Raw genomic sequence first — 26,257 nt, 5'->3', positions numbered from 1 at the left:
GCGTGGGGCTCGACAGCGACAGTCACGCTGGCGTGGCGCTCGGCGACCCCACCTAGGCGATCTTCGCCGCCGTGCGATCCCACAGCTCGCGCGCGAGGTCGGCGTCGTAGGCCGCGCGGTGGGCCTTCGCGAGCTTGCCCTTCGCGTAGTACTCGCCGGACCTCCAATCCACTCCGGGGGTGCTCGACGCCAGCCAGACCAACTGGTCGGCCCCCTCGTCCGCGCTGGAGATAAACCGGGTGATGATCGGCACGCGGTACTTCATGAAGAGGATGGGCCGCGAGCCGGACGCGTCGCCGAAGTTGGTGTTGACATAGCCCGGGTGAAACGTCGCGGACGACACTCCCGCCGCGTGGTATCGCCGGTGGAATTCCTTGGTGAACAACACGATTGCCAGCTTGGTCAGGGCGTAGGCGGTGCTAGGCCGGCGTCGGGCGGTGTTCTCCAGATCGGTGACGCGCACGCGGGGAAGCAACTTGTGTGACGAGCTGGTCGTGTTGACGACGGTGGCGCGGGAATCGACGAGCACGTCCATCAACCGCGTGGTCAGCAGAAACGGCGCCAGGTAGTTGACTTGAAAGGTCATTTCGTGACCGTCTCCGGTCGTATGGACCTCGGTGAACATGCCGCCGGCATTGTTGGCCAGCACGTCGACACGCGGGTAGGTGGAGCGGATTTTGTCCGCCAGGTCCCGCACCTGGGACAGGTCGGCGAAATCGGCCACGAAATGGTCCGCGCCCAACTCCGCGGCCACCGCGGCGGTCTTGCTCGGCGAGCGTCCCACCACGACAACGTTCTCGCCGCTGCGATGTAACCGGCGCGCCGCCGCGGCGCCTACGCCGTCACTGGCGCCGGTGATGACGATCGTCCTGCGCGTCATTGCCAAGTCCTCCCCGGGGGAGTGTAGTGAGCGCCATTGACCATGGACGAGTGATTGGCCACTGTGGATCGGTAAGCGGTTCGCTCAGCCTTCGGAGGGGGAAAGGCAGCCAGATGAACGGCATTTCACGCCGCGAGTTCGGGCGGCTGGCCGCCGATGTCGGCATGCTCGGCGTCGCCGGAACGCTGGGCGCGTGTGGTGCGCCGTCGGCGCCGCCCCGCGCGGAGCCGACCGAGACCGCCACCCCGATCCCGGACAGCCGGACCCGGCCGATCAGGCTGACCCAAGCCGACCTGGACCGGATTATCGGCGACCACGCCCAAACGCTGCTGGACCATCTGCGATCCAAGGCCCCCGGCCCGAACTACGCAGTCGCGGTGGCGTTCGCATACCCGAACCACGAATTCACCCGCTTCTACATGTACGGGACGGTGGCCGAAAGGACGCCGCCCACCCCGCGAACGATTTTCTCGATCGGGTCGATCACCAAGACCTTCACCGCAACGCTGTTCGCGGACGGCGCGGCGATGCGGCCGGACTGCTTCGACTGGGACGCGGGCATGCAGCGCTATCTTGGCCGCTACCTGGGCAATGCCGGCGACCTGAGCCCGACGATGCGGCAGATAACTCCGCGAATGCTCGCCCAGCACACCTCTGGTCTGCCGCGCGATTCCACCGGTCCGCAGGACGGGGTCGGCCTGTTTCTCAAGGATCCGGCCGCGCCGCCGCCCCGGCTGGTGGATGTGTGGCGGACCCATGACGGCCCGCCGCCGGGAAGCTGCTGGGTTTATTCCAACCTTGGTTTCGTCACCCTGGGCTACGCCGCCGTCGCCGCCTACGGCTGCGCTGGTGCGGGGGCGTCGTATGCGGGGCTGCTGCGAGATCGGATCGCCGGACCGCTGGGCATGCCCGACACGATGACGGTCGTACCGAACGACGCCCCGGTGGCGCGGGCGTATCCAAACGGCCGAGAGGTGTCGTCCGACGCCGCCTCGGACATCAAGTCGTCGGCGGCGGACATGCACACCTGGCTGCTGGCGCAACTAGGGGCGGTGAACGGACCGCCGACCCTGATCAAGGGCATCGCCACGGCGGTACAGCCCACGCCGTTGTCGGTCGACGTCTGCGGGAAAACCCAACGCGGCCCGGCCAACATGGGCCTGGCGTGGCAAGTCGAATCCGGCCCGCCACAAATCATTTGGAAGGATGGCCTGACATCCCTGGGCGGCTGCTCGAGCTGGATCGGCTTCACTCCGCCGGGTCCCCACCAGGAACCGTTGGGCATCGCAATTCTGGTCAACGGCTATTGGGACAAGGATGGGCCAGCGGTGATCGCCGACAACCATGGGCCCGCGATGCTCAAGCAGATCGCGGCCGCCATCTAGCCGGGAGTCAGCGAGTAGCGCACCGGCAGGTGCTTGAGGCCGCCGACGAAGGTGGTGGCCATTAGTTCCGGATCGCCGGTCAGCTCGATGGATTTCAGTCGGGGCAGCAGCTCGGAGAAGAAGCTGTTGACCTCCATGCGGGCCAGCGCCGCGCCCATGCAGAAGTGCACGCCGTAGCCGAAGGCCACGTGTTTGTTCGGGTCGCGCCCGACGTCGAACCGAAACGGGTCGTCGAAGACGTCCTCGTCGCGGTTGGCCGAGACGTAGGACAGCAGCAGGGATTCCCCTGCGGCGATGGGGATTCCGCGCACGGTCGTGTCCCGCGCGGCGGTGCGCATGAACTCCTTGACCGGGGTGACCCAGCGGATCATCTCCTCGGTGGCCAGCGGCATCAAGTCGAGGTTGCCGCGCAGGCGCTCGCGCTGGTCGGGGTTCTCGATGAGCGCCTGCATGCCGCCCGAGATGGTCGCGCTGGTGGTGTCGTGTCCCGCAGTGGCGACGATGAGGTAGTACGAGACGGTGTCGATGTCCGAGAGCGGTTCGCCGTCCACGCGCGCGTTGGCGATCGCCGACGCCAGGTCCTCGGTCGGGTGCTCGCGCCGGGCCGCCGTCACACCGTTGAAGTATTCGAACATGTCGAACAACGCCGGCAGCTGATCCTCGTTCGTGGCGCCGCGTTTGAATTCGGAGTCCTCGCTTCCGAACAGCTCCTGGGTCAGTTTGAGCATGCGGGGGAAGTCGGCCTCCGGCAGCCCCAGCAGCGACATGATGACGTAGAGCGGGTAGTTGACCGCGACGTGCTGGACGAAGTCGCACTCGGGGCTTGCCGCCATCATCTTGTCGACATAGATCTTGGCCAACTCGTCGACCCGAACCTTCAACGCCCGCATTGCCTTTGGGCGAAACCAGTCCGAGCCGATCGCGCGCACCACCCGGTGCTGCGGATCATCGAGGTGGATCAGGGTTCGCACGCCCACGGCGAGCGCCTGCTCGTCGCCCTCCCGCGTCGTCAGGACCGGGCGCGGCCAGTTGGTGAACAACGTGTTCTCGCGCTCGATATCCATGATGTCGGCGTGTTTGGTGATCGCCCAGAACGGCTTATAGTTCGGCACGTCGACCCACGACACCGGGGCGTTCGCCCGCAGGTGGGTCAGCGCCGCGTGCAGCCGCGGCTCGTCGGTGTAGGCCAACGGATCCGTCAACAGCTTGGCGGCATCGTCCATCGTCGGCGTGCTCACTGGCGAAACTCCTTCATTACGGCGCTAATACAGTTTTGCGATGCGGTCATAAAGATCGGCAGGACCCGATCGACGACGTTCGCACAGCGGTCGTTCAGGGCGGTACCGACTTCCCCGGCCGGGCCGACGACGGCGAAGGTCGCCAGCATTTCGTCGTCGATCAATGAAGCCATGGCATCCCACTCCCCCTGCTTGGACAGCCGGTTCAGCTCCTCGTGCAGGTCCCCCCAGCCGTGCAGCTCCAGCACCTTGCGATAGGCGGGAGTCGATCCGTAGAAGGCGATCTGCTTGCGCACCGCGGCCGTGGCCGTCTGCAGCTCGGAGTCATTTTCGCCGGTGGCCACCAGCACTTCGGCCGACAGCTCGATGTCCTTGCGATCGCGGCCAGCTCGCTGCAACCCGCGCAGCAGCGCCGGGGTGGTGATCTCGGTGATGTACCGCTTCGACACCATCGGGTGACCCAGGTGGCCGTCGGCGACCTCGCCGCACATTTCGGTCATCGCTTCACCGACCGCGGCCACGAACACCTTCGGCGGCGGATAGGGCTGGGGCTCGGGTGTGAACATCGGGGTCATGATCTTGTGCGTGTAGAAGTCGCCCTCGAAACGTAGCTTGGTGCCGTCGCGCCACGCGGTCCAGATCGCGTGCAGCGCCGCGACGAATTCCCGCATTCGGCGCGCCGGATGGCTCCACGGCATGCTGAACCGCTTCTCGATGTGGGGCTGGATCTGGGTGCCCAGGCCGAGGATGAACCGCCCCCGCGAGTACGCCTGCAGGTCCCAGCCGATATTCGCGACGATCATCGGATTCCGGGCGAACGCCACGGCGATGTTGGTGCCGACATCGAGCCGCGACGTGTGCTCGGCGGCCAGCAACAGCGGCAGGAAAGGGTCGTGACTGGTTTCCGGGGTCCATCCCCCGTCGTACCCCTGCTCTTCCAGGACTCGGGCGGCCTCGGCGGCCCGCGCCAGCTGATTGGGGATGCCCCCGTCGATCTTGAGGCGAGGGCCGTCAGACATGCGGGTAACTTTACAGTAAGCAATCCAGTATGTGACCCTGCTGGTGTTGTGGCGATCGCAAGCGCGGCGTGGCCGCGCGCAGCGGGTCGCCACCAGCGGACCAGGCGCGCGATGGATCTCCCGTGAGGTAGGACATAGGCATGACAAACCCCCCCGATTGGCAGGAGACGCTCGAGGACCTCGATCGTCGCCGACGGCGCGCGTGGGGCATGGGCGGACCCGAACGCCTGGACAAGCACCGCGGCAAGGGCAAGCTCGACGCCCGGGCGCGCATCGACCGGCTCGTCGACCCGGGGACCTTCCGCGAGATCGGCACGCTGGTCGGTGGCGAGATCGCGGCCGACGGGCTGGTCGTCGGCTCCGGCTCGATCAACGGTTCGCCGGTGATGTTGGGCTCGGAGGACTTCACCACCATGGCCGGCAGCATCGGACCCGGCGGCAATTCCAAGCGCTACCGGATCGCCGAACTGGCGCTGCGCGACAAGATTCCCCTGGTGATGCTGCTCGAAGGCGCCGGCTTTCGTCCCGGCGGCGGACATTACGGCCGCACCCCGACCGACCTGCTCTCCCAGGCGCAGTGCTCGGGCCGGGTACCGACCGTCGCGGCAGTGCTCGGCCCGTCGGCCGGGCATGGCGCTCTGGTCGCGCCCGTCTGCGACTTCCGGATCATGAGCACACAGGGCGCGATCTTCACGGCGGGGCCGCCGGTCGTCAAAGAGTCGACCGGAGAAGAGATTTCGAAGGAGGACCTCGGCGGGCCCGTCACCGCCTTGCCGAGCGGAGTGATCCACAACGTGGCCGAGGACGACGAGGCCGTCATCGCGGACATCCGGCGGTACCTGTCGTATTTCCCGCCGAGCGCGTGGTCATACCCGGCGCCGCTGCCGCCGGACGAAGCCAGCCAGCCTCGTGCGACACCCGAGCTGCTGGACATCGTCTCCCGCGACAACCGCCGCGTCTACGACATGCGCGGGGTACTGGACGTGGTCTTCGACCGGTCCGACTGGTTCGAAGTCCAGCCGCAGTACGGCAAGGCGATCATCTGCGCGTTGGCCCACCTCGGTGGCCACCCGGTCGCGGTCGTCGCGAACCAGCCCAACGTGCTCGCGGGCTCCATCGACGCCGCCGCCGCGGACAAGGCGGCGCATTTCATCTTGGTGGCCGACTCGTTCCACCTACCCATCGTGTTCCTCGCCGACAATCCCGGCATGTTGCCCGGCAGCCGATCCGAGCGCAGCGGCGTGCTGCGCGCGGGTGCGCGGATGTTCGCCGCACAGACCGCAGCGACCACGATCAAGCTGCACGTCACGCTGCGCAAGGCATACGGATTCGGCTCAATGGTCATGTCGCTGTTGGGTTTCGATCACCAGAGCGCGACCTTCGCCTACCCGGGCGCGACCATGGGCGCCATGAGCGCGGCGGCGCTGGGCCGGGCGACGCATGCCGGTGAGGACACCACCGCGAAGCTGCGGGACGCCGAGTTGCAGGCGTCCTATCGCTCGGCCGAACATCTGGGATTCGACGAGCTCATCGATCCCCGCGAAACCCGTGACGCGCTGCTGGGTTCGCTGCTTCGCGGACTGTCCAGTCGTCAGGCGGCGGCCGAGCCGGTCAGCCGGACCGTCATCCTGCCCTAGTAGAGGGCTAAGCGGCGCCGGCCCGGTAGGCCGCGACCACGGGCTCGAGCTCGTCGGGCGTCGCGCCGTGCATGATCACCGCATCGGCTCCGTAGTCGAATTCCTTGCGGATGCGGTCCACGCACTGCTGGGCGGATCCGGTGGCCGACGGTTCCAGCCACTCGTCGGGGATCAGCGTCGCGATGTGCTCGATCTGCTCGGGCGTGGCCTTGTGGTCGATCCCGCCGGCGATCGACGTCACCACCGAGTCCTCCCGAAACCGCTGCAGCACAGCGGGATCCCACTTGTTCGTCCGCACCAGCAGATCGCCGTAGCCCTGCAGATACGTGGCGAGCCGCGCCACGGTCTTCTTCAGCCGCAGCTGTTCGGGAAGATGGTCGCCGACCGTGGCGAAGCACGACCACACCCGCACGCTGTCCGGGTCGCGGCCGGCCGTTTCCGCGGCGGACTTGACGGTCGCCACGCAGCGTTGCAACGTCTCCGGGGTGAAGTAGGTGTGCAGGATGACGTCGTCGAATACCCGGCCGCCGAGCGCCAGCGTGTTCGGTCCGAACGCCACCAGCGCCAGGCGAATGTCCTCGTCGAAGTCCGGGTCCAGGAACAGGATCGGGTATTTCCCCATCGGCCCGTCGTGGTTGAAGATCAGCTCCCCGTGCCACAGCCGGCGCATGACCTGGGCCCAGTCCTCCATCTGCGCGGTCGTCACGGCCGGGATGCCGAACGCCCCGTAGATCGCGGCGATGCCGCGCCCGACACCCAGGGTGAATCGCCCGCCGGAGAGCCGATGCATCGTGGTCGCCCACGATCCGGTGATCAGCGGATGGCGGGTGTTGTGATTGGTTGCGGCGGTGGCGATCTGCATCCGGCTGGTCACCGCGCAGGCCGCGCCGACGAGCGACGAGGCCTCCTTGACGTTCCACCGCTCGGAGATGAACGCGGTGCCGAACCCCAGCTCCTCGCCGCGGCGGGCCTCGTCCATGAGCGTCGCGGGCCCGTCGCCGCCAGCCCCGGCGAGCAGGTAATAGCCCAATTCGTCAAGCGTGCGCTCGCTCAATTCCAAACCCCTTGCTGGTATCCGCAATTCCACACCTCGGTGATCCTGCCGGCGACGACGCGGAACACCTCGATGCTGGCGACGTTGGTTTCGGTGCCGTCCTTGGTGGTCATCGACGAGTCGTAGACGAGCGCCACGTGCTCGCCGTCGGCGCCGGCGACCACGATGTTCAGCTCGAAGCGCAACTTGTCGAAAATCCCCCAGAGGTCCTTGATCCGGTTGACCGCCTGCTCGCGGGTCAGGGTGTGTGCCTCACCGACCTCGTGCCGGATGACGGTGTCGGCGAACAACTCCTCGGCCAGGTCGTAGTTGCGTTCGTTCCAGACCACCAGGTTGTATAGCTCGACGACTTCGCGGGCCGTCCGCATTCCCGCCATCAGCCGGCCACACCACTCAGAAACCGCTCGGTGACCGCCTGCACGCGCCGGGAAAATATGTGACCGACGTGGCTGCCGTCGTACCAGAACAACTCGCCGCCCCAGCGTTCCTGCAACGCGACCGCCGGCTCGCGCATCGCCATCCGGTCATGCCACGCCCCGACGATCAGCCGACGGCGCGGTGGCGGCGCCGGGTCGGCCCGCAACGGGTCGATCACCGAGGTCAGCTTCGCCACCTCCGGCGAGCCCAACACCTCGCGGAACCCCGCACGCGACTGCCCCCAGCGTCCCAGGTGCCGCGCGATCATCGCGTTGAGCCCGAGGATCGGGGTGTACAGCGCCACCGCGTCGATCTGCCGCTCCAGGTGGGAGACCAGCGCGGCCACCGGGGTACCCATCGAAATCCCCGCCACCACAACGGCGGTGGCCTGCGGCTGCACCCAGCGCACCACGGCGCGGACCTCCGAGACCGACCGCATCATGCCCGCGACGTTGCCCAGGGGATCCACGTCCGGATAGGCCGGCCATTCCCGGCGCCGGCTGCCATGGCCGGGCTGCACCGGCATGGCGACGTTGAACCCCAGCGTGTGATGTATCCGGCCGATCCGGGACAGCAGCAAGTCTTCGGTGCCGCCCTGACCGGCGCCGTGTACCCAGACCAGCCACGGCCTCGGGCCGTCGCGATGCCGGCACAGGTGCACGACCGCGCGGGCCGGGCCGCCGAAGCCTTCGGCCTCGAGCGTCGGCGGCAGCGCGGGATCGTGTTCGAACGTCATCCGCTCGTATTCAAGTCGGGCGATCCGTCGCCGCCGTATCGACGTCGCGCGCAACGGTTTCGGCTCGGCATGCGCGCCGTCGATGCCGAGGACCGACAACTCCTCCGCCGCCGCGCTGCACGCATCGACCGGCCGCATCTCCGCCGGGTCGCCGCCCAGCAGCGAAAAGCCGCTCAGCACAAGCTCGTCCAGCATCACCTCGCCAAACTGGCGCAGGCCGCGCGGGGACGCCGGCACCCAACCGGTCGATTCGTGCAGGCCGGTCACGGTGCGGGGCAGCAGCATGCTCAGCTCGCGGGCCACTTCCTTGGAGAGGCCCAGCCCCCGCGTCGCCCATGACATACCGATCACCTCGTCCCGGCTAGGTCAGCTTGAACCCGATGTATCCGCCCGCCGCAATCTCGTCGCAGCGGCGCCGGTATTCGGGAATTCCGCCGGTATAGCCCATGTACATCCGTTTCTTGCCGGGCACGTTGCCACCGTTGTACCAGGAATCGCACGACGGGTGGACCAAAACCGTCGGAGCCACCAGCGCGGTGGTGTGGTCCATCCACTCCTGTTGTGCGGCGGGCAGGGCCTCGATGGTGCGGATGCCGCTGGCGCGCAGGTGCGCGATGCAGTCGCCGATCCATTCCACGTGCTGCTCCAGCGCGGCCACGAAGTTGGTTGCGGCGCTGGGGCTCCCGGGCCCCTGGACCGTGAACAGGTTGGGGAAGCCGGCGACCGCCAAACCGAGGTAGGACAACGGCCCCTGGCCGGCCCAGAACTCGGCGAGCGACATGCCGTCCCGGCCGCGGATGTCGATGCGGCACAGCGCGCCGGTCATGGCGTCGAACCCGGTGGCGTAGACGATCACGTCGAGTTCGTACGAATCGTGCGCGGTGCGGATGCCGGCCGGTGTCACCTCGCGGATCGGCGCCGTGCGGAGGTCGACGAGCGTGACGTTGTCGCGATTGAACGTCTCGTAGTAGCCCTGGTCGATGATCGGTCGTTTGCAGGCGAAGGGATGCTCGGGCACCAACGCGGCCGCGGTCTGCGGGTCCTTGACGATCCGCGCCACCGCCTCGCCGTAGAGCTTGGCGGCCATCCGGTTGGCCTCGATGTCGAAGAAGATGTCGCCCCAGTTCAGCGCGCCCAGTATGCCGTTCTCCTCGACGGCGCGCAGTTGCTCCTCGCGCGTCGCCGACTTCAGTTGCGGCCTGCCGAGCATCCCGAGCAGCACCGAGAACGCGCTCAGCCGGGCCGCCCCGACGGGGTGGGCCCGCTGGGCCGCCCGGATCTCGTCGTATCGGCCCTTCATCTCGTCGAGTTCGCCGGGCTCGAATCGCCGCACCCGCCACGGCAGGGTGTACGCCGGTGAACGCTGAAAAATGAAGAGCTGCAAGGCTTCCTCGGCCACGATGGGGATGAGCTGAACACCGGTCGAACCGGTTCCGATGACGCCGACGCGCTTCCCGGTGAGGTCGAAGCCCTCCTTCGGCCAGCGGCTGGTGAACAGCGACGTTCCGGCAAAGGTGCCCAGCCCCGGGATGTCGGGCTCGAGCGGCGCCGACAGGATGCCGGTGGCGGCGATGACGAACGGCGCGACAAAGCGCTCGCCCACCGCAGTCCGCACCACCCACGCGGCCGCTTCCTCGTCGAAGGTCATCGCGACGACGTCGGCGCCGAACCGGATGTCGCGCCGAAGGTCCAACCGGTCGGCGACGAAGTTCAGGTAGGCCTCGATCTCCGGCTGGGCCGGCATCGACTCCGTCCACACCCATTCCTGCTGAATCTCGTCGGAGAAGCTGTACGAGTACTCGATGCTTTCAATGTCGCATCGCGCGCCCGGGTATCGGTTGAACAGCCAGGTACCGCCGACGTTTTCGGCCCTCTCCAGCACCCGGGCCCGGATGCCGAGTTGCCGCAGCCGGTGCAGCATGTACAGGCCGGAAAATCCGGCACCGATGACCAGGGCGTCGAAGGACTCGCTATCCGCCATCGCCACCCCGCATCCGAAGGATGGTCCGCGTCAGATGCAGGGTCTTGATCCGCCAGCTGCCCTCCCGCTTCTCGTAGGTCTCGTGATAGTGACCGGCGCCCTGCAATTCGCGGCCGTCCGCGAAGACCAGCAGGTCCTCCATCGCCCAGATCCCCGTCGCGGTGGTGGCCGAGGTCAGGGTGATCTCCGGGGTGTGGCAGTGGTGCATCGTGGCGACATTCTCCAGGCCGCCCATCACCATGGGTACGAAGTTGTCGACCCCTTCCAGCGGTGGCGCCGTCTTCGGATCGGCACCGCCGGCGGATACCGCCATATCCAGGGTGACGACCAGATCGGGGGTGAACACGGCGCGCCACGACTCGACATCCTTGGTGTCCAAGAACCGGCAGTAGCGGGCCTTGAGCTGCCGGATCGCTTCCAGCTCGTCAGCCGCCTGCGTCATCTCTCTCCTTGTGGCTTACCGGCCGAACTGCTGAAATCTATACTGTAACGACCTTAGTATCAACGATCGCGGGAGGCACCGGCGTGAAAGTGCCGTTCACCTGGAAGGTGACCGGGTGGTTCATGGTGGGGTGGTCACCCGAGTTCCCGGTCGGCGAGGTGCGGCCGCTGCACTACTTCGGCGAGGATCTGGTGGCCTACCGCGACGAGCAAGGCGTATTGCACGTGCTGGAAGCCCACTGCAAACACCTCGGCGCCCACATCGGCCACGGCGGCAAGGTGGTCGGCGACTGCGTCGAGTGCCCATTCCACGGTTGGCGCTGGGGTCCCGACGGCACCAACCGCTACATCCCCTATCAGCCCGACCGGCCCAACCGCGCGCTACGCCTGCGGGTGTTTCCGGTCCGCGAGCAATACGACTGCGTGTTCATCTGGCATCAGCCGGACGGCAAGGAGCCGCAGTGGGAGATGCCGGACATCTTCGAAAAGTTCCCCCAATTCGAGACCGATCCGGCGGCCTATTACCGCGCCTATCCGGAGTTCTCCCGACGGGCCGAGCGCGAACCGGTGCACCCGCAGATCGTGGCCGAGAACGCACCCGACAGCGCGCACTTCGAATACGTGCACCACGCCACGGTGACGCCCCGGGTGCTGGACTGGAAGATCGTCGAACACGAGTGGCAATTCGTCGCCGGTTGGCCGGACGCCAGCAGCGACAACCCCGACGATCTCGCGTTGCGTTTCCACAGCCACCTGTTCGGCCTCGGCGGCGCGATCAGCGTCTTCGAGGGCGCGCAGAATCATCGGCTGATCTTCACCTGCACGCCTGTCGACGACGAATGCTCGGACCTCTTCTACTCGATCTGGTGGCCGCGCATCCCGGGCGACGAGTCCGACGTGCCGGAGGGCAAGCTGCGCGAGGTGATCGAACGGCAGTTCCTGTCCACCGTCTTCGACGACCTGCAAATCTGGCGCTACCAGAGGTACGTGGAACACCCGCCGCTTTCCAAGGTGGACGCGAAAGGCTATATGGCGCTGCGCAAGTGGGCCACGCAGTTCTATGAAGTACCGGCATGACTGCGCCAGCGACGATGCAGTGGGGGTACCGCCCGCTTGCGGGGGACGAAGCGATGAGGTGGGGGCACCTCCCGCTTGCGGGGGAGAGCGGCGCGCGTGGCTAAGCTCGACGACCTCGCGGCGCCCGGGCACACCGCGATCGTCACGCAGGAGTGCCAGGGCGCGGTCATCGGTCCGAACGCCGGGCTGCCGGTGCTGGCCGAGGAGGCGCGCCGCGTCGCGCTGCCCAACATCGTGCGACTGCTGCCGGCCGCGCGCGCGGCCGGGGTGCAGGTGGTGCACTGCCTGGTGCAGCGGCGCCCCGACGGGCTCGGCTCCAACCACAACGCCAGGATTTTCGGCATCGCGGGTGGGAACGTGGGCATCACTCCCGGCACTCCTGGAGCCGCCCTGCTACCCGAATTGGGGCCCGAGCCAAGAGATTTGGTCCTGAGCCGCTGGCACGGCGTCGGGCCGATGGGCGGCACCGACCTCGACGCGGTGCTGCGCAACCTCGGCGTGTCCACCATCGTCGTGGTGGGCGTCTCGTTGAACATCGCGATCCCCAACGTCGTGATGGACGCGGTCAACGCCGCCTACCGCGTCGTCGTGCCGAAGGATGCCGTGGCCGGCGTTCCCACCGAGTACGGTGAGGCCATCATCGCCAACACGCTGTCGCTGCTCGCGACCATCACCACAACGGACGACCTGCTGCAAGCGTGGGACAAGCCGTGACCGACACCGCGCCGACAATTCGAGGCGGATTCCCCCAGATCGAGCCGGCCGAACACGCGCCGCCGGGGCTGGGACGGTTCGTCGCGGCGATGCGCCGCCTGCAGGACCTGACCGTCTCCACGGACAGTTCGCTGTGGAGCAGCGCGGCCGAACACGTCGAGAGCGCCTGCGCGCTGCTGGACGGGCACCAGGTTCCGGAGGGCGTGTCGCCGGGCGGGCGAGTCATTGAACTGCCCGGGCTGGGACATCCGCTGCTGCCCCCGTGGCTGGTCACCGAGTCCGGGCCGGACGGCGTCACCATGCAAGGACACTTCACCCGCTGCCACGTGGGCGGGAACAACGCCGTGCACGGCGGCATGATCCCCCTGCTGTACGACTGGCTGTTCGGCATGATCGTCTCGACCGCGGGCGTCCCCCCTACCCGAACGGCCTACCTGCACGTCGACTACCGCAGCATCACGCCGATCGACGAGCCGCTGACCGCCCGCGGCAGTATCTCGAACGTCGACGGCAGGAAATTCTTCGTAGCCGCTAGCATGACGGCTGCCGACGGCACACTGCTCAGCGAAGCTAACGGCCTGATGGTTCGCCTGCTACCCCACCAGCCGTGAGAGGCAAGATGTCAGACACCGCAACACAATTCACCGTTCCCGCTGTGGCGACGGCCGTGGCCGCGGCCATCCCCGACCGCGACCTGGTGATAAGGGGTGAACGGCATTTCAGCTACGCACAACTGCTCGACCGGGCGAACCGGCTCGCCGCATACCTGCGCTCGCGGGGCCTGGGGTGCCACACGGAGCGCTCCGCGCTCGCCGGCCACGAGGCGGGTCAGGACCTGCTCGGCCTGTACGCCTACAACGGCAACGAATTCGTCGAGGCGCTGCTGGGAGCGTTTCAGGCCAGGGTCGCCCCCTTCAACGTCAACTACCGCTACGTCAAGAGCGAGCTGCAGTACCTGCTGAAGGACGCCGGCGCGACGGCCCTGATCTACCATGCCGCGTTCGCGCCGCGCGTGGCCGAAATCCTGCCCGAGCTGCCGCAGCTGCGGGTGCTGATTCAGATCGCCGACGACTCGGGCAACGAGTTGATCTACGGCGCGGTCGATTACGAGACCATCGTCGCGTCCAGTTCGCCCCAACCGCCGCCGCTGCAGCACTCCCCCGACGACCTGTACGTGCTGTACACGGGCGGGACGACGGGCATGCCGAAGGGCGTGCTGTGGCGCCAGCACGACATCTTCATGACGTCCTTCGGCGGGCGAAACCTGGTGACGGGCGAGCCATTCGGCTCCGTCGACGAGATCGTCACCGCGGCCGCCGCGGGCGCCGGCACCAAGTTGATGATCTTGCCGCCGCTGATCCACGGTGCCGCCCAGTGGAGCGTGATGACGGCGATCACCACGGGGCAGACCGTCGTCTTCCCTTCCGTCGTAGACCATTTCGACGCCGACGACGTCGTCCGCACGATCGAGCGCGAGCGGGTGATGACGGTGACGGTGGTCGGCGACGCGATGGCGCGGCCCCTGGTTGCCGCCATCGAGAAGGGGATCGCCGACGTGTCGTCGTTGGCCGTGGTAGCCAACGGCGGCGCCCTGCTCACCCCGTACGTGAAGCAACGCCTGATCGAGGCGCTGCCCAACGCCCTGGTCATCGACGGCGTCGGGTCATCGGAGACCGGCGCGCAGATGCACCACATGTCGATGTCGGGGGCCGTGTCGACCGGCACCTTCAACGCCGGACCCGACACCTTCGTCGCCTCCGAAGACCTCACCGCGATCCTGCCGCCCGGTCACGACGGCATCGGCTGGCTGGCGCAACGCGGCTACGTTCCGCTCGGCTACAAGGGCGATGCGGCCAAGACCGCCAAAACATTTCCCGTGATCGACGGGGTGCGTTACGCGGTTCCGGGCGACCGCGCGCGGCACCGCGCCGACGGCGCGATCGAACTGCTGGGCCGTGATTCGGTGACCATCAATTCCGGCGGCGAGAAGATCTTCGTCGAGGAGGTGGAAACCGCGCTCGCGTCGCACCCCGCGGTGGCCGACGTGGTGGTCGCCGGGCGGCCGAGCGAGCGGTGGGGACAGGAGGTCGTCGCGGTCGTCTCCCTGGCCGAAGGCGTAAGCGCCGACGCCGGCGAGCTGATCAAGCACGCCGGCGAGTCGCTCGCCCGCTACAAGCTTCCCAAGGCGATCGTGTTCCGCCCGGTGATCGAGCGCAGCCCGTCGGGCAAGGCCGACTACCGGTGGGCGCGCGAGCAGGCGGAGAACGGCTGAAGGCTAGGCCGGCAGCCGAATTCTCAACAGCGCCTGCTGATACGAGGCGGTGACGAGCAGTTCGTCCGCAAAGTCCGCGCCCAGGCACACATTCGTCGGGAGCGTCCCGGCGGGCAACACCACCGCATCCAAGATTTCGCCCGTCTCGGCAACAAGGTCGAGGCGGTCCGCGCCGGTCAGCGCCACCCAGGACGCCCCGTCGGCCCGCATCGCCATCCCCGCCGGCCATGCCCGCTGGAAGGTGCACACCACCTCTGCGGCGTGACCATCGAGCGAGCCCGCCGCCCCGATCCGATAACGCACGAGTTTCGCGGGGGACGTCGCCGTTACCAGCAGCCGCGTCGAATCCGGGCTGAAACCAAGGCCGTTGATCCAAACCGGCCCGGAGTCGAGGATCAATTCCTTTTCGCCGGTGACGGGATCGACGGACCACACCCACCCGCGCTTGCTCTCGTCGGGATTGAAGAGTTCCATTTCGGCGCGGGTGTCGGTGACCCAAAGCTTTCCGTCGGGACCGAACATGAGATCGTTCGGCGCGTCCATGCCTTCGGCGAGGTAATCTACCCGGCCGTCGCGGATGACCTGCACCCCGGGCTCGGCCGCCACGTCGGAACCGAAATTACCGCCGTCCTGGGCGACATAGATCGACCCGTCGGATCCGCAGCACAGACCATTGGGCCCCCCGCCGGTATCGATCCTTTCCGGTGCGCCCCCGCCCGGATCCACGATGTACACGCAGCCGTGGCTGACCGACGCTACCGCGACCCGGCCGTCGGGCAGATTCGTGGGTCCTTCCGTGAATCCCAGACCGTCAGCGATCATTTCGATCGTCATCAGGTCACCTTCTTCGGCGGCGAACAGCTTAGGCGGCCCAGGCCAACTGCTAAGGAACCATGTTACGGAACACGTCGACGGGCGACGACCGCCGATGTCGTCAACCGCGCCCTCACCGCCAAGGAATGGCCGCGCATCGCTACGAAACGAGAAACCGCGCCCATATTGTCTACTGTAATAATTACAGTACGATCTTACGAAAGGACAGCCTGTTCCTGCTGAAGATGCTGGAGATCTAGGTGACGACCAACGTTCAGACCGGTTCCCAAACCGGCCCGGAGACCGTCAGCCTGCGCGACCCCTACCCATTCTTCGCTCATAAACGACGGCAGGCCGGCGTATTCCGCGGGACCGTCATGGACTACTCCAAGACGCCCGAGTCCCTGCGGCCCAAGCGTGAATATTCGGCGGTGTCGTTCGACACGGTGAACGCGGTGTTTCGCGACGGCCGGGTGTTCAGCTCGGCGCCGTACGACAAGACGATTGGCCTCTTCATCGGGCCGACCATCCTGGCGATGGGGGGAAAGAAGCACCGCGACCACCGCAACCTGGTGTCCGCGGCGTTCAAATCCAAGGCCCTTGCCCGGTGGGAGCCCACCATCGTGCGGCCGATCTGCAACGCGTTGATCGACGAGTTCATCGAAACCGGCGAAGCCGACCTGGTGCGCCAATTCACTTTCGAATTTCCGACCCGCGTCATCGCCCAACTGCTGGGCTTGCCCGCCGAGGACCTGCCGACGTTTCGCAAGCACGCCGTCGCGTTGATCAGCTACCACGTCAACTATGAGCGCGCTTTCGAGGCGTCGGCGGCGCTGAAGGATTACTTCGTCGAGCAGATCGAGCAGCGCAAGTCGAAGCCCACCGAGGACATCATCGGCGACCTGGTCACCGCCGAGATCGACGGCGAAAAGCTAAGTGACGAGGCGATTTACTCGTTTCTGCGGCTGCTGCTGCCCGCCGGGCTGGAGACCACATACCGGTCGTCGGGAAACCTGCTCTATCTGCTGCTCACTCATCCGGATCAGTTCGCGGCGGTGCAAGCCGACCGAGAGCTGCTGCCACAGGCGATTGAGGAAGGGCTGCGCTACGAAACGCCGCTCACCACGGTGCAGCGGTTCGCGACGGAGGACACCGTGCTCGAGGGCGTCGAGATTCCGGAGCGCGCGGTGATCGGCGTGTGCATGGGTTCGGCGAATCGCGACGAGCGGCGCTGGGAACGTGCGGAGGAATTCGACATCTTCCGCAAGCACGTGCCGCACATCTCCTTTGCCGCCGGTGAGCACACTTGCCTGGGTCTGCACCTGGCGCGGCTGGAAACCCGGGTCGCGGTCGGCTGCCTGCTGGATCGGTTGACCAACTTCACCCTGCTCACGGACGGCGACCCGCACATCCACGGCCAGCCCTTCCGTTCCCCAACCGCCCTTCCGGTGACATTCGACGCGAAGTAGGGTCCGAAAATGATCAAGGTAATGGAGGGCTTTCGGGTCCTCGAGCTGGCGCAGTTCACTTTCGTCCCCGCTGCGGGAGCCATCCTCGCCGACTGGGGCGCCGACGTCATCAAGGTCGAGCACCCGCTGCGCGGCGACACCCAGCGCGGCTTCCTCAACATGGGCGGCATCCAGGTCGACCCCGAGCGGCACCCACTGATGGAGCACCCCAACCGGGGCAAGCGCAGCGTGGGAATCGACATCTCCACCCCGGGCGGCCAAGAAGTGATCTACGAGCTCGCCAAGTCCTCCGATGTTTTCCTGACCAACTACATGCCCGCGCAGCGCCAGAAGCACAAATTCGACGTGGAGCACATCCGCGCGGCGAACCCGAACATCGTCTATGCGCGCGGTTCGGCTCATGGGGACAAGGGCGCCGAACGCGACATCGGTGGCTACGACGGCACCGTGTTCTGGACGCGCAGCGGAATCGGCTACGCGCTCACCCCCGAGGAGTTGGGCGGCGCACTGGGACAGGGCATTCCGGCGTTCGGTGACTCCATCGGCGGCATGTTCATCGCCGGCGGCATCTCGGCCGCGCTGCTGCATCGCGAGCGCACGGGCGAGGCCGTCGAACTCGACGTGTCGTTGCTGAGCACCGCCTGGTGGGCGGCCGGCGCCAGCCTGACCCAGGGCATGGAAACCGGCGAGGTGATGCGCACGCCCATGCCTGGGACCGGCAAGTCGGTGAATCCCTTCATGGGCAACTACGAAACCTCCGACGGCGGCACGATCAATCTGTGCATCATCAGCCCGACCGGGTTGATCCGGGACACCTTCGAGCATCTCGGCATCCCCGAGGCCGCCGACGATCCGCGGTTCTCCGAGGTGCTCCCGCTGATCCAGAACGCCGACGCCGCCGCCGAACTGATCGCAAAAGCCTTCGCCGGCAAGCCGTTTGATTACTGGCGCCAACACCTCAAGACGATGAAGGGCCAGTGGGCGCCCTTCCAGAGCCTCCTCGATCTGGTCGACGACGAGCAGGCCGTCGCCAACGACATGATCGCCGAGGTCGAACTCGCCAGCGGCGGAAAGCCATTCCGCGTCGTGCGCGGCCCGGTCCAGTTCAACCACGAGCCGCTGGTGACGACCCGCGCGCCGCAAGCCTCCGAGCACACCGAGATCGTCTTGATGGAGCTCGGCATGGACTGGGACCGCATCGAAGAACTCAAGGACGCGGGGGCCATCGCTTGACCGACGCCTACTACGAGCTGGTCGATCCGCACGATCCAGTCGGTGAGAGGTTCAGCGCCTCGGATCACGTCATCAGCACGTGGTCGCCGACCATGCAGAACGCGGCACCCGTCTCGGCGTTGCTGGTGCGCGCGCTGGAGGGCTGCTCGGCGCGCGACGACGCCCGGCTGAGCCGCGTCGTCGTCGACCTGCTCGGGCCGGTGCCGGTTGACGGGCCGCTCTGGGTTCGCGCGCACGTCGAGCGCCCGGGAACCAAGATCGAGTTGCTCGGCGCTCAAATGCTGGCGCCGGGTCCCGACGAACGCCCGCGACCGGTGGCCAACGCGATCGCCTGGCGCTTTCAGCACGGCGACACGGCGGAGTTGTATTTCACACCGACTCCCCCGCTGCGCCCCATCGGCGAGGGGCGTCCCCGTCGGCCCGACAGCGACGCGAACCAGACCTACATCCAGAGCCTGGATTGGCGCTGGGTGAACGACATCCTCAACGATGTGCCCGGGGAGTGCTGGGCCCGACCGGTCGTCGACCTCGTCAAGGGCGAAGCGATGACGCCGATGCAGCGCCTGTTCGCGGTGGCCGACATCGCCAACGGCATGGGCAGCCGGCTCAGCGTCGCCGAATGGCTCTTCCTCAACACCGATCTCACCGTGCACATCCACCGCGTCCCCGACGGCGAATGGATCGGCGTTCGCGCCGAAAACCATTACGGCCCAGACGGAGTGGGCGTCTCCGTTGCCACACTCTTCGACAAGCGCGGGGCGGTGGCCGCCCTTCAGCAGGCCCAGCTGGTACGCCGCCGCTAGAGCCGCCGGACACGAGGAGAGTCGGATGACAAACGACGTAGCGATCATCGGGGTGGGTCTGCACCCCTTCGGCCGCTTCGAGGGCAAGTCGGCGATGCAGATGGGCGTCGACGCGATCTTCGCCGCGGTCGCGGACGCCGGCATCGAATGGAAGGACGTCCAGTTCGCCACCGGCGGCAGCTGGACGGTGGCAAACCCGGACGCCATCGTCGGCATGGTCGGCCTGACCGGCATCCCGTTCACCAACGTGTTCAACGCCTGCGCGACGGCGGCCAGCGCGGTCAAGGCCTGTGCGGACGGGATCCGGTTGGGCGACTACGACATCGGCATCGCCATCGGCCTGGACAAGCACCCGCGCGGGGCGTTCACCGAAGATCCGGCGCTGGTGGGCATGCCGAGGTGGTACGCCGAGAACGGGCAGTACCTGACCACCCAGTTCTTCGGCATGAAGGCGAACCGGTATCTGCACGACCACAACATCTCCCAGCAGACGCTCGCCAAGGTCGCCGCCAAGAATTTCCGCAACGGAGCGTTGAACCCCAACGCGTTTCGCCGCAAGCCGATCTCCGAAGAGAGCATCCTCGATTCGCCGGTTTTGAACTACCCGCTGACCCAATACATGTTCTGCGCGCCCGACGAGGGCGCCGCGGCGGCGGTGCTGTGCCGGGCCGACATCGCCCACCGCTATACGTCCAAGCCCGTCTACCTACGGGCGGTGGAGGTGCGCACCCGCCATTACGGGGCCTACGAGGTCAACACCACGTTCGCGCCGGTCGACGAGGACGTGGCGCCGACCGTGTACGCGGCCCGCACCGCGTTCGAAAAGGCCGGCGTGGCCCCCGGCGACGTCGACGTGATCCAGCTGCAGGACACCGACGCGGGCGCCGAAATCATCCACATGGCCGAGTGTGGGTTCTGTGCGCACGGCGATCAGGAGAAGCTACTGGCCGACGGCGCCACCGAGATCGGCGGCCCCATGCCGGTCAACACTGATGGCGGGCTGATCGCCAACGGAGAGCCGATCGGCGCCTCCGGCTTGCGCCAGATCCACGAAATCGTGCGCCAGCTCCGCGGCGAGGCCGGCGATCGTCAGGTCCCCGGCGAGCCCAAGGTCGGGTTCACCCAGCTATACGGCGCCCCCGGCACCGCCGCGGCGACCATCCTGACCACCTGAGCTTCGGGAGCCCATGTAACTTTCGGCCGGCCCGCTTCGTCGTAGTGGCGAACGGGAGGAGTTCTCATGCAAATCGTCATCTTTGGCGCCAATGGATCGACCGGACGACTTGTGACGCGTCTGGTGCTGGACGCGGGGCACGCGGCCGTGGCGGTGACCCGGCGGCCCGACGAGTTCCCCATTTCCGACGCGCGGCTGACGGTCGCGGGCGCGGACGTGCGGCGCGATCAGCTGGCCGGGATCGTCGCCGGCGCCGACGTCGTGTTGTCGACGCTTGGGGTGCCGTTCGCGCGCCGGCCCGTCGACACGTATTCCGTCGGCACCCGCAATATCGTGAACGCGATGCGCGAGTCCGGCGTCAGCCGGCTTGTCGTGGTGAGTTCCACCGGCGCCTACCCCGCGCGCGGACGCCGCCACACGCCACTGGCGCTGCGGCTATTCGAACCGATCATCGCCCGCACCATCGGCAAGACCGTCTACGACGACATCCGCCGGATGGAAACGGTGGTGCGCGACAGCGGCCTGGACTGGACGGTCGTGCGCCCGTCGGGATTGTTCGATTTGCCTCTGGTGACCAATTATGTTGCGGGAGAGATCAATCCGGTCGGCGCTTTCACGGCTCGCGTCGACCTGGCCGACTACCTCGTCAGGCTCGCTCAGGAGGGGACAGCACGGCGGATGACCGTGGTCGTCTCGACCACCGAGCACACTCCGACGGTGTGGGAAATGGTTCGACGGGAGGCATTCAAGAAAGACTCGCCGCGCGAGGTGCCGGCTTAACAAACGCCCCCAATCGGGTTGCCGTCAGGTGCCCGCGCGGCGACGCCAGGGTTAATTTAGACCCACAGGCAGAAATCGCACTGCTGTTGTCATCGGGTTTGCTCGTAGGCTAACGCCGAAAAGCCCTGCTCGAACCCGAGGTCAGGAGTTGCGTTGTCTACTACCGAGTTTCCATCCGAAGACGTCCCATTAGCGACGGGCGAGCAGTTCGTAACCATCCAAGCGAGCCCGGAGTTCGCCGAACTTCGCCGCAAACTACGCCGATTCGTGTTCCCGATGACCGCGATCTTCCTCGCCTGGTACGCCGCCTACGTGCTGTTGGGCGCCTTCGCGCACGACTTCATGGCGACCAAGGTCTTCGGGAACGTCAACGTCGGACTGCTGATCGGACTGGGCCAGTTCCTGACGACATTCATCATCACCGGCCTCTACGTACGGTTCGCCGACCGGGAGCTTGATCCGAGGGCCGCCGCCATCCGCGCGGAAGGCGTGGCGTCATGACGCTGTTTGCCGCCGGACAGCAGACGATCGGGAATCCCGTCGCCAACATCGCGATCTTTGCCGTTTTCGTCCTCATCACCCTCTACGTGGTGATCCGGGCCAGCCAGCGCAACGCCACCGCGACCGAGTTCTTCACCGCCGACCGGGCGTTCTCGGGACCGCAGAACGGCATCGCCATCGCCGGGGACTACCTGTCGGCGGCCAGCTTCCTTGGCATCGCCGGCGCGATCGCGGTCTACGGCTACGACGGGTTCCTGTATTCGATCGGATTCCTGGTGGCCTGGTTGGTCGCCCTGCTCCTGGTCGCCGAACTGATCCGCAACACAGGGAAGTTCACCATGGCGGACGTCCTGAGCTTCCGGCTCAGGCAGCGCCCGGTGCGGCTGGTCGCGGCGATCTCGACGCTGACGGTGTCCCTGTTCTACCTCCTCGCCCAGATGGCCGGCGCGGGGGGTTTGGTTGCGCTGCTGCTGAATGTCAAAGGGCGCCTTGGCGAGTCGATCGTCATCGCGGTCGTCGGTGTCCTGATGATCGTCTACGTCTTGGTCGGTGGGATGAAGGGCACCACGTGGGTGCAGATCATCAAGGCCGTCCTGTTGATCCTCGGCGCGGCGACGATGACGGTGATGGTGCTGGCGAAGTTCGGCTTCAACTTCTCCGACATCCTGGGTTCGGCGCAGTCGGCGGTGTCGCACGCCACCACCAAGGGTGTTTCTAGCCGCAACGTGTTGGCACCGGGCGCGCAATACGGCGGGTCGACGACGTCGAAGATCAACCTGCTGTCGCTGGGGCTTGCGCTGGTGCTGGGCACCGCGGGGCTGCCCCACGTGTTGATGCGCTTCTACACGGTCCCCACCGCGAAAGAGGCACGCCGGTCCGTGGTCTGGGCGATCGGCCTCATCGGAGCCTTCTATCTGTTCACGCTGGCGCTGGGCTACGGCGCCGCCGCCATCGTCGGGCCCGACCGGATCCTCAAGGCCGCGGGCGGCCAGAACTCGGCGGCGCCGTTGCTCGCGTTCCATCTCGGCGGCGTGGTCCTGCTCGGTGTCATCTCCGCGGTGGCGTTCGCCACGATCCTCGCCGTGGTCGCGGGTCTGACGATCACCGCGTCGACGTCGTTCGCCCACGACATCTACGCCAGCCTGATCAAGCGGCACAAGGTCACCGAGAGCGAACAGGTCCGGGTGTCCCGCATCACCGCCGTGGTGCTCGGTATTTTCGGCATTGCGCTTGGGATCCTGGCCAACGGCCAGAACGTCGCCTTCCTGGTGGCGCTGGCGTTCGCGGTCGCGGCGTCGGCTAACCTGCCGACGATCCTGTATTCGCTTTATTGGCAGCGGTTTAACACCCGCGGCGCGCTGTGGAGCATGTACGGCGGCCTGATTTCGACCATCGTGTTGATCATCTTCTCGCCCGCGGTGTCGGGAGCGAAGACCGCGATGCTCCCCGGCGCGGACTTCGCGTGGTTCCCCCTTGCCAACCCCGGAATCGTGTCGATCCCGCTGGCGTTCGTCCTCGGTATCGTCGGGACGCTGTCGTCGTCCGACCGCGGCGACCCGGTGCGCAACGCGGAGATGGAGGTCCGCTCCCTTACCGGCATCGGCGCCGAGAAGGCCGTCGTCACGCACTAGTCGCCCATCAGCCGGGGGTGGGGGTCACACGATCATGTCTTGAGCTGGTCGATGCGGCGGGCCAATCCGGCGCGCGTGCGCACGTCCAGCTTGCGGTAGACCCGGGTGAGGTGGACTTCCACGGTCTTTGGGCTGATGAATAACGCGGCGGCCACCTCGCGATTGGTCATTCCCGACGCCGCTAGCTCTGCCACTCGTCGTTCACCGGCGGTAAGCAGCTTGGCCGGACCCGTATCGACCTCAGAACGGGCTAGCGCCGCGCGGGCTCGCGCCGCCCACAGGGGTGTGTCCAGTTCGTCGAAGACCGCCAGCGCCGTGCTCACGTTGGCCGTGGCATCGTCGCGGTGGCGTCGGCGGCGCTGAAGTTGGCCGAGCAGCAGCTGGGTGCGGGCCCGTTCGAACGGCATCGGCAGCCTGTCATGTTCGACCACCGCAGCCTCGGCCGCCGCGGTCGCTGCGGTCACGTCGCCCCCTGCGGCCAACAGCATCGCGCGGCAGCGCGCGCCGACTGACAGCATCCACGCACGATCCATCCGGCGACCGTTGCGCTCGAGCGCGTCGATCGGCGGCTCCGCTTCGTCGTAGCGTCCGAGGGCTATCAACGCCTCAAGAACGTCGGGCAAAAAAGGCGCCTGGACGAGCTCGGTTGTCTGCCCATCCCAATTGACTTGCGACAGCATTGGTTCGGCCGTCCTCACCGCCGCGGCATAGTCGCCGAGGGATACCTCCAGAAAGATCAACGCAGTGAGCGGCCACAACGCAAGAATGTGCGCACCGCAGCGCTGGCTTGCCGAAAGGGCCTCCTCGACGTCGGCACGGGCCTCGGCTTCACGGCCGGCATGGGCAGCGAGAGTGGCGCGCATCGTCAGGGCGACGCCCTGCGCAAGGTCGGTGCCGAGCAGCACTGCCCGTGCTGCGGCGTCCTCGGCCAACAGACTGGCATTGCCAACGTTTCCACGCCACATTTCGATCTGAAAGAGGTTGAAGGCCAGGTGGATCAGTTCGTTCTCTTCACCGCGCTCAATGCAGGCTTGTCGCAGGCCTACCATCGCCGCGTAGGCCGTATCGAGCTGTCCGCTCCAGCCCAGCAGCAAGGCCTTTTGCATGCTTGGTCGCAGTGCCGCAGGCATGAACGCGTTGTCCTCTAATTCCAGCGCGCGCTGCAGGCCGGCTTCGTCGATGCCGTCGCCGTGCCGAAACCGCAAATGTGCCCGCAGGCTCAGTGCCTGGCCGAGCAACTGCGGGTGACCTAGCCGCTCCGCGTTGGTGACGGCGTCATCGACGATGCGCAGGGCGGCGGCTGGATCACCGGTATTCAGCATCGCAAACGAGAGACTGACCAATATCTGCACGCGCAGCGGTAGCTGATCGCCGACCTCACTGAGGGCGCGCTCCAGCAACTCGGCGGCCTCAAGGAAGCTCTCGCCGTACAGGGCGACCACAGCGTGCATGCTCAACGCTTCGGCTCGCTGAGTTCCGGGCGGCAACGCCCCGATGATGTCCTCGAGCAGGGCCCGTGCCCGCGCCGGGTCGCCGGCGTCGAGGTAGTTGCGTGCCAACCGGATTCGGCGCTTAGGGCTGTCTGCGCCGAGCCCGATCGCAAGCTCCAACATTTCGGCCGCGGCCATCGGCGCCCCATGCACGCGGGCACTCCGGGCCGCCGCATCGAGGGCTTGCAGCGTGGCGGGATCGGCGGTCGGGGCGGACAACGCCAGGTGCCTGGCGCGTAACTCAGGTTCGGTGACCAAGGTGGCGAGGCGACGGTGCATGGCGCGGCGCTGCGCTGCGGTGGCGTCGTCGTAACAGCCCTGGGCCAGTAGGGGATGGGTGAACTGCACGCGGTTGCCGGCGATTTCGACGGTGCCCTGTACTTCGGCGGCGTCCAGTAGCGCAACGACGTCGTCCGCATCGCGGCCGGTCGCGTGCGCGATGTCTTGGATGCTCGGTGCGCCAAGACAGGACACGGCGAGCAGCACCTCACGCACCGCGGGTTCGAGCATCCCGACGCGGTTGCGCACCAACTCCATCAGCGTGGCCGGCATGGACACCCGCGCGCCTGGCGGCTGGTCGAGCACTGTGCGCGCCAGTTCGATCGCGTAGAAGGGGTTTCCGGCCGAGACCTCGTAAACGCGTGAAATCTGGGGGCGTGATAGCGAGCGGCCTAGCCGCTGCGTCACCGCCGCGTGAAGAGCACCAATGCTCAAGGGGCCCAGCCGAGTCCTGATCAATTGTGCGGGTGGCGGTGGCGCAAACCACGATGGCGCGCGGTCGCGGTGGCTGTTGGTGCGGAAGGTTGCCAGCATGCCAACTCGTTCGGTTAGCCGTCGTGCGACGAATCCGATGGCTAGGGCGCTGGAGGGATCCAGCCATTGCAGATCGTCGATGGCTACCAGCACCGGTGACTTCTCAGCAAGGATCTGGACCACCGAAAGCACCGCGGCGGCAACGGTGCGTTGGTCGGTGGGCTCGGCGTCAGTGCTGGCTCGCAACAAGATTCGATCGAGCGCAAGACGTTGCGGATCCGGCAGTTGCCTCCAGTCCGCCCCGGTGTGGGCCATCAGGTCGGCCAACGACGCGTAGGCCAGCACCGATTCGGTCGCCGCCGCGCGCGCGGCCAAGACCGCGAAGCCGCGCTCTCGGGCTATGTGCAGCGCCGACAACCACAGGGTGGTCTTGCCGATACCCGCGTCGCCCTCGATCACCAACGCAGACGGCCCGCCGCTCGCGGAACTGAGGAAGTCCTCGACTGCCCTGGCCTCAGTCGATCCGCTCTTCCCGCCCGTCACAGGCCGGCCCGCATCAGCCACCGGCGGCGCAGAATGTGCATGACATTGGCGATTCCCGCGTTCCCCTTAGGCGGTCTCCAGCAAATACGTAGCCTAGGGGCTGGTATTTGCCGGCGCAACGAAATCACGCTGCCTGTGGATACGCCGAATGTGGACTGTGCAGCTACTGGACATCGACTGATAGTCAAACGCCTCATGGCGAAAGCCGTCGTCGAA

General features: G+C 66.9%; 23 protein-coding genes. 13 read left to right on the top strand and 10 right to left on the bottom strand.

The annotated features are described in order from the left end of the window. Positions 1-52 precede the first annotated feature (52 nt). Entirely contained in the window at positions 53-880 is an 828-nt protein-coding gene (locus AWB92_RS01945) for an SDR family NAD(P)-dependent oxidoreductase (RefSeq protein ID WP_085183824.1), read from the bottom strand. 113 nt (positions 881-993) lie between these two features. On the opposite strand from AWB92_RS01945, the gene AWB92_RS01940 reads away from it, so the two are divergent. After that, positions 994-2,265: a serine hydrolase domain-containing protein gene (locus AWB92_RS01940; RefSeq protein WP_085183823.1), complete on the top strand. Its 1,272-nt coding sequence runs from the start codon at positions 994-996 to the stop codon at positions 2,263-2,265. Here AWB92_RS01940 and AWB92_RS01935 read toward each other — a convergent pair. Together AWB92_RS01935 and AWB92_RS01930 are read right to left on the bottom strand one after the other, a co-directional pair. Next, positions 2,262-3,488, bottom strand: coding sequence for a cytochrome P450 (locus tag AWB92_RS01935; RefSeq protein ID WP_085184062.1), 1,227 nt, complete (start codon positions 3,486-3,488; stop codon positions 2,262-2,264). The genes AWB92_RS01940 and AWB92_RS01935 overlap by 4 nt on opposite strands. Before the next feature lie 11 nt (positions 3,489-3,499). Continuing rightward, positions 3,500-4,522 carry an LLM class F420-dependent oxidoreductase gene (locus tag AWB92_RS01930; RefSeq protein ID WP_085183822.1) on the bottom strand — a complete coding sequence of 341 codons (1,023 nt, stop codon included), beginning with the start codon at positions 4,520-4,522 and terminating at the stop codon, positions 3,500-3,502. A gap of 140 nt (positions 4,523-4,662) precedes the next feature. Between AWB92_RS01930 and AWB92_RS01925 the strand changes: the two genes are divergently transcribed. Further along, positions 4,663-6,159, top strand: coding sequence for a carboxyl transferase domain-containing protein (locus AWB92_RS01925; protein WP_085183821.1), 1,497 nt, complete (start codon positions 4,663-4,665; stop codon positions 6,157-6,159). 7 nt (positions 6,160-6,166) lie between these two features. On the opposite strand, the gene AWB92_RS01920 is transcribed toward AWB92_RS01925, so the two are convergent. The 5 genes from AWB92_RS01920 to AWB92_RS01900 are packed head-to-tail and all read right to left on the bottom strand — an operon-like array spanning position 6,167 to position 10,789. Further along, entirely contained in the window at positions 6,167-7,213 is a 1,047-nt protein-coding gene (locus AWB92_RS01920; RefSeq protein WP_085183820.1) for a TIGR03857 family LLM class F420-dependent oxidoreductase, read from the bottom strand. After that, a complete protein-coding gene (locus tag AWB92_RS01915) occupies positions 7,210-7,590 on the bottom strand; it encodes a nuclear transport factor 2 family protein (protein ID WP_085183819.1) in 381 nt (126 codons plus the stop codon). The genes AWB92_RS01920 and AWB92_RS01915 overlap by 4 nt, the downstream gene beginning before the upstream one ends. Further along, positions 7,590-8,708: a PHB depolymerase family esterase gene (locus AWB92_RS01910; RefSeq protein WP_085183818.1), complete on the bottom strand. Its 1,119-nt coding sequence runs from the start codon at positions 8,706-8,708 to the stop codon at positions 7,590-7,592. The genes AWB92_RS01915 and AWB92_RS01910 overlap by 1 nt, the downstream gene beginning before the upstream one ends. Before the next feature lie 19 nt (positions 8,709-8,727). Next, positions 8,728-10,347, bottom strand: a complete 1,620-nt coding sequence (locus AWB92_RS01905) for an NAD(P)/FAD-dependent oxidoreductase (RefSeq protein WP_085184061.1) — start codon at positions 10,345-10,347, stop codon at positions 8,728-8,730. Then, positions 10,337-10,789 carry a nuclear transport factor 2 family protein gene (locus AWB92_RS01900; RefSeq protein WP_085183817.1) on the bottom strand — a complete coding sequence of 151 codons (453 nt, stop codon included), beginning with the start codon at positions 10,787-10,789 and terminating at the stop codon, positions 10,337-10,339. The genes AWB92_RS01905 and AWB92_RS01900 overlap by 11 nt, the downstream gene beginning before the upstream one ends. A gap of 83 nt (positions 10,790-10,872) precedes the next feature. On the opposite strand from AWB92_RS01900, the gene AWB92_RS01895 reads away from it, so the two are divergent. The 4 genes from AWB92_RS01895 to AWB92_RS01880 all read left to right on the top strand — a co-directional run bounded on the left by AWB92_RS01895 (position 10,873) and on the right by AWB92_RS01880 (position 14,851). Next, positions 10,873-11,865 (top strand): Rieske 2Fe-2S domain-containing protein, encoded by a 993-nt coding sequence (locus tag AWB92_RS01895; protein WP_085183816.1) that lies wholly within the window; start codon positions 10,873-10,875, stop codon positions 11,863-11,865. Positions 11,866-11,961: 96 nt separating this feature from the next. Next, positions 11,962-12,579, top strand: coding sequence for a cysteine hydrolase (locus tag AWB92_RS01890; protein ID WP_085183815.1), 618 nt, complete (start codon positions 11,962-11,964; stop codon positions 12,577-12,579). After that, positions 12,576-13,190: a PaaI family thioesterase gene (locus tag AWB92_RS01885; protein WP_085183814.1), complete on the top strand. Its 615-nt coding sequence runs from the start codon at positions 12,576-12,578 to the stop codon at positions 13,188-13,190. The genes AWB92_RS01890 and AWB92_RS01885 overlap by 4 nt, the downstream gene beginning before the upstream one ends. A gap of 8 nt (positions 13,191-13,198) precedes the next feature. Further along, positions 13,199-14,851, top strand: coding sequence for an acyl-CoA synthetase (locus AWB92_RS01880; protein WP_085183813.1), 1,653 nt, complete (start codon positions 13,199-13,201; stop codon positions 14,849-14,851). 3 nt (positions 14,852-14,854) lie between these two features. Here the strand turns inward: AWB92_RS01880 and AWB92_RS01875 are convergent, their stop codons facing one another. After that, positions 14,855-15,685, bottom strand: a complete 831-nt coding sequence (locus AWB92_RS01875; protein WP_085183812.1) for an SMP-30/gluconolactonase/LRE family protein — start codon at positions 15,683-15,685, stop codon at positions 14,855-14,857. Positions 15,686-15,924: 239 nt separating this feature from the next. On the opposite strand from AWB92_RS01875, the gene AWB92_RS01870 reads away from it, so the two are divergent. The 7 genes from AWB92_RS01870 to AWB92_RS01840 all read left to right on the top strand — a co-directional run bounded on the left by AWB92_RS01870 (position 15,925) and on the right by AWB92_RS01840 (position 23,255). Further along, positions 15,925-17,133, top strand: a complete 1,209-nt coding sequence (locus AWB92_RS01870) for a cytochrome P450 (RefSeq protein ID WP_085183811.1) — start codon at positions 15,925-15,927, stop codon at positions 17,131-17,133. A gap of 21 nt (positions 17,134-17,154) precedes the next feature. Further along, on the top strand, positions 17,155-18,366 hold the full coding sequence (locus tag AWB92_RS01865; protein WP_085184060.1) for a CoA transferase: 1,212 nt from the start codon (positions 17,155-17,157) through the stop codon (positions 18,364-18,366). Further along, positions 18,363-19,169, top strand: coding sequence for a thioesterase family protein (locus AWB92_RS01860; RefSeq protein ID WP_085183810.1), 807 nt, complete (start codon positions 18,363-18,365; stop codon positions 19,167-19,169). Before AWB92_RS01865 ends, AWB92_RS01860 begins: the two co-directional genes overlap by 4 nt. 25 nt (positions 19,170-19,194) lie before the next feature. Then, complete coding sequence (locus AWB92_RS01855; protein ID WP_085183809.1) at positions 19,195-20,343, top strand: thiolase family protein; 1,149 nt, start codon at positions 19,195-19,197, stop codon at positions 20,341-20,343. A 66-nt stretch (positions 20,344-20,409) separates the two neighbouring features. Then, entirely contained in the window at positions 20,410-21,123 is a 714-nt protein-coding gene (locus AWB92_RS01850; RefSeq protein WP_085183808.1) for an NAD(P)H-binding protein, read from the top strand. Between the two features lie 153 nt (positions 21,124-21,276). Beyond that, positions 21,277-21,624 carry a DUF485 domain-containing protein gene (locus tag AWB92_RS01845; RefSeq protein WP_085183807.1) on the top strand — a complete coding sequence of 116 codons (348 nt, stop codon included), beginning with the start codon at positions 21,277-21,279 and terminating at the stop codon, positions 21,622-21,624. Next, a complete protein-coding gene (locus AWB92_RS01840; RefSeq protein ID WP_085183806.1) occupies positions 21,621-23,255 on the top strand; it encodes a cation acetate symporter in 1,635 nt (544 codons plus the stop codon). Before AWB92_RS01845 ends, AWB92_RS01840 begins: the two co-directional genes overlap by 4 nt. A gap of 32 nt (positions 23,256-23,287) precedes the next feature. On the opposite strand, the gene AWB92_RS01835 is transcribed toward AWB92_RS01840, so the two are convergent. After that, positions 23,288-26,041, bottom strand: coding sequence for a LuxR family transcriptional regulator (locus AWB92_RS01835; RefSeq protein WP_085183805.1), 2,754 nt, complete (start codon positions 26,039-26,041; stop codon positions 23,288-23,290). Positions 26,042-26,257 lie beyond the last annotated feature (216 nt).

Source organism: Mycobacterium sp. IEC1808 (genome assembly GCF_002101935.1).
GTDB lineage: Bacteria > Actinomycetota > Actinomycetes > Mycobacteriales > Mycobacteriaceae > Mycobacterium.
Note: the sequence above shows the minus strand (reverse complement) of the source record. Positions and strands in the feature narration are given on the sequence as shown.

What these genes read in the sequence shown, in the direction of transcription:
- AWB92_RS01945 (WP_085183824.1), bottom strand. Translation starts at nt 880, where the DNA reads ATGACGCGCAGGACGATCGTCATCACCGGCGCCAGTGACGGCGTAGGC.
- AWB92_RS01940 (WP_085183823.1), top strand. Translation starts at nt 994, where the DNA reads ATGAACGGCATTTCACGCCGCGAGTTCGGGCGGCTGGCCGCCGATGTC.
- AWB92_RS01935 (WP_085184062.1), bottom strand. Translation starts at nt 3,488, where the DNA reads ATGGACGATGCCGCCAAGCTGTTGACGGATCCGTTGGCCTACACCGAC.
- AWB92_RS01930 (WP_085183822.1), bottom strand. Translation starts at nt 4,522, where the DNA reads ATGTCTGACGGCCCTCGCCTCAAGATCGACGGGGGCATCCCCAATCAG.
- AWB92_RS01925 (WP_085183821.1), top strand. Translation starts at nt 4,663, where the DNA reads ATGACAAACCCCCCCGATTGGCAGGAGACGCTCGAGGACCTCGATCGT.
- AWB92_RS01915 (WP_085183819.1), bottom strand. Translation starts at nt 7,590, where the DNA reads ATGGCGGGAATGCGGACGGCCCGCGAAGTCGTCGAGCTATACAACCTG.
- AWB92_RS01910 (WP_085183818.1), bottom strand. Translation starts at nt 8,708, where the DNA reads ATGTCATGGGCGACGCGGGGGCTGGGCCTCTCCAAGGAAGTGGCCCGC.
- AWB92_RS01905 (WP_085184061.1), bottom strand. Translation starts at nt 10,347, where the DNA reads ATGGCGGATAGCGAGTCCTTCGACGCCCTGGTCATCGGTGCCGGATTT.
- AWB92_RS01900 (WP_085183817.1), bottom strand. Translation starts at nt 10,789, where the DNA reads ATGACGCAGGCGGCTGACGAGCTGGAAGCGATCCGGCAGCTCAAGGCC.
- AWB92_RS01880 (WP_085183813.1), top strand. Translation starts at nt 13,199, where the DNA reads ATGTCAGACACCGCAACACAATTCACCGTTCCCGCTGTGGCGACGGCC.
- AWB92_RS01875 (WP_085183812.1), bottom strand. Translation starts at nt 15,685, where the DNA reads ATGACGATCGAAATGATCGCTGACGGTCTGGGATTCACGGAAGGACCC.
- AWB92_RS01865 (WP_085184060.1), top strand. Translation starts at nt 17,155, where the DNA reads ATGGAGGGCTTTCGGGTCCTCGAGCTGGCGCAGTTCACTTTCGTCCCC.
- AWB92_RS01855 (WP_085183809.1), top strand. Translation starts at nt 19,195, where the DNA reads ATGACAAACGACGTAGCGATCATCGGGGTGGGTCTGCACCCCTTCGGC.
- AWB92_RS01850 (WP_085183808.1), top strand. Translation starts at nt 20,410, where the DNA reads ATGCAAATCGTCATCTTTGGCGCCAATGGATCGACCGGACGACTTGTG.
- AWB92_RS01840 (WP_085183806.1), top strand. Translation starts at nt 21,621, where the DNA reads ATGACGCTGTTTGCCGCCGGACAGCAGACGATCGGGAATCCCGTCGCC.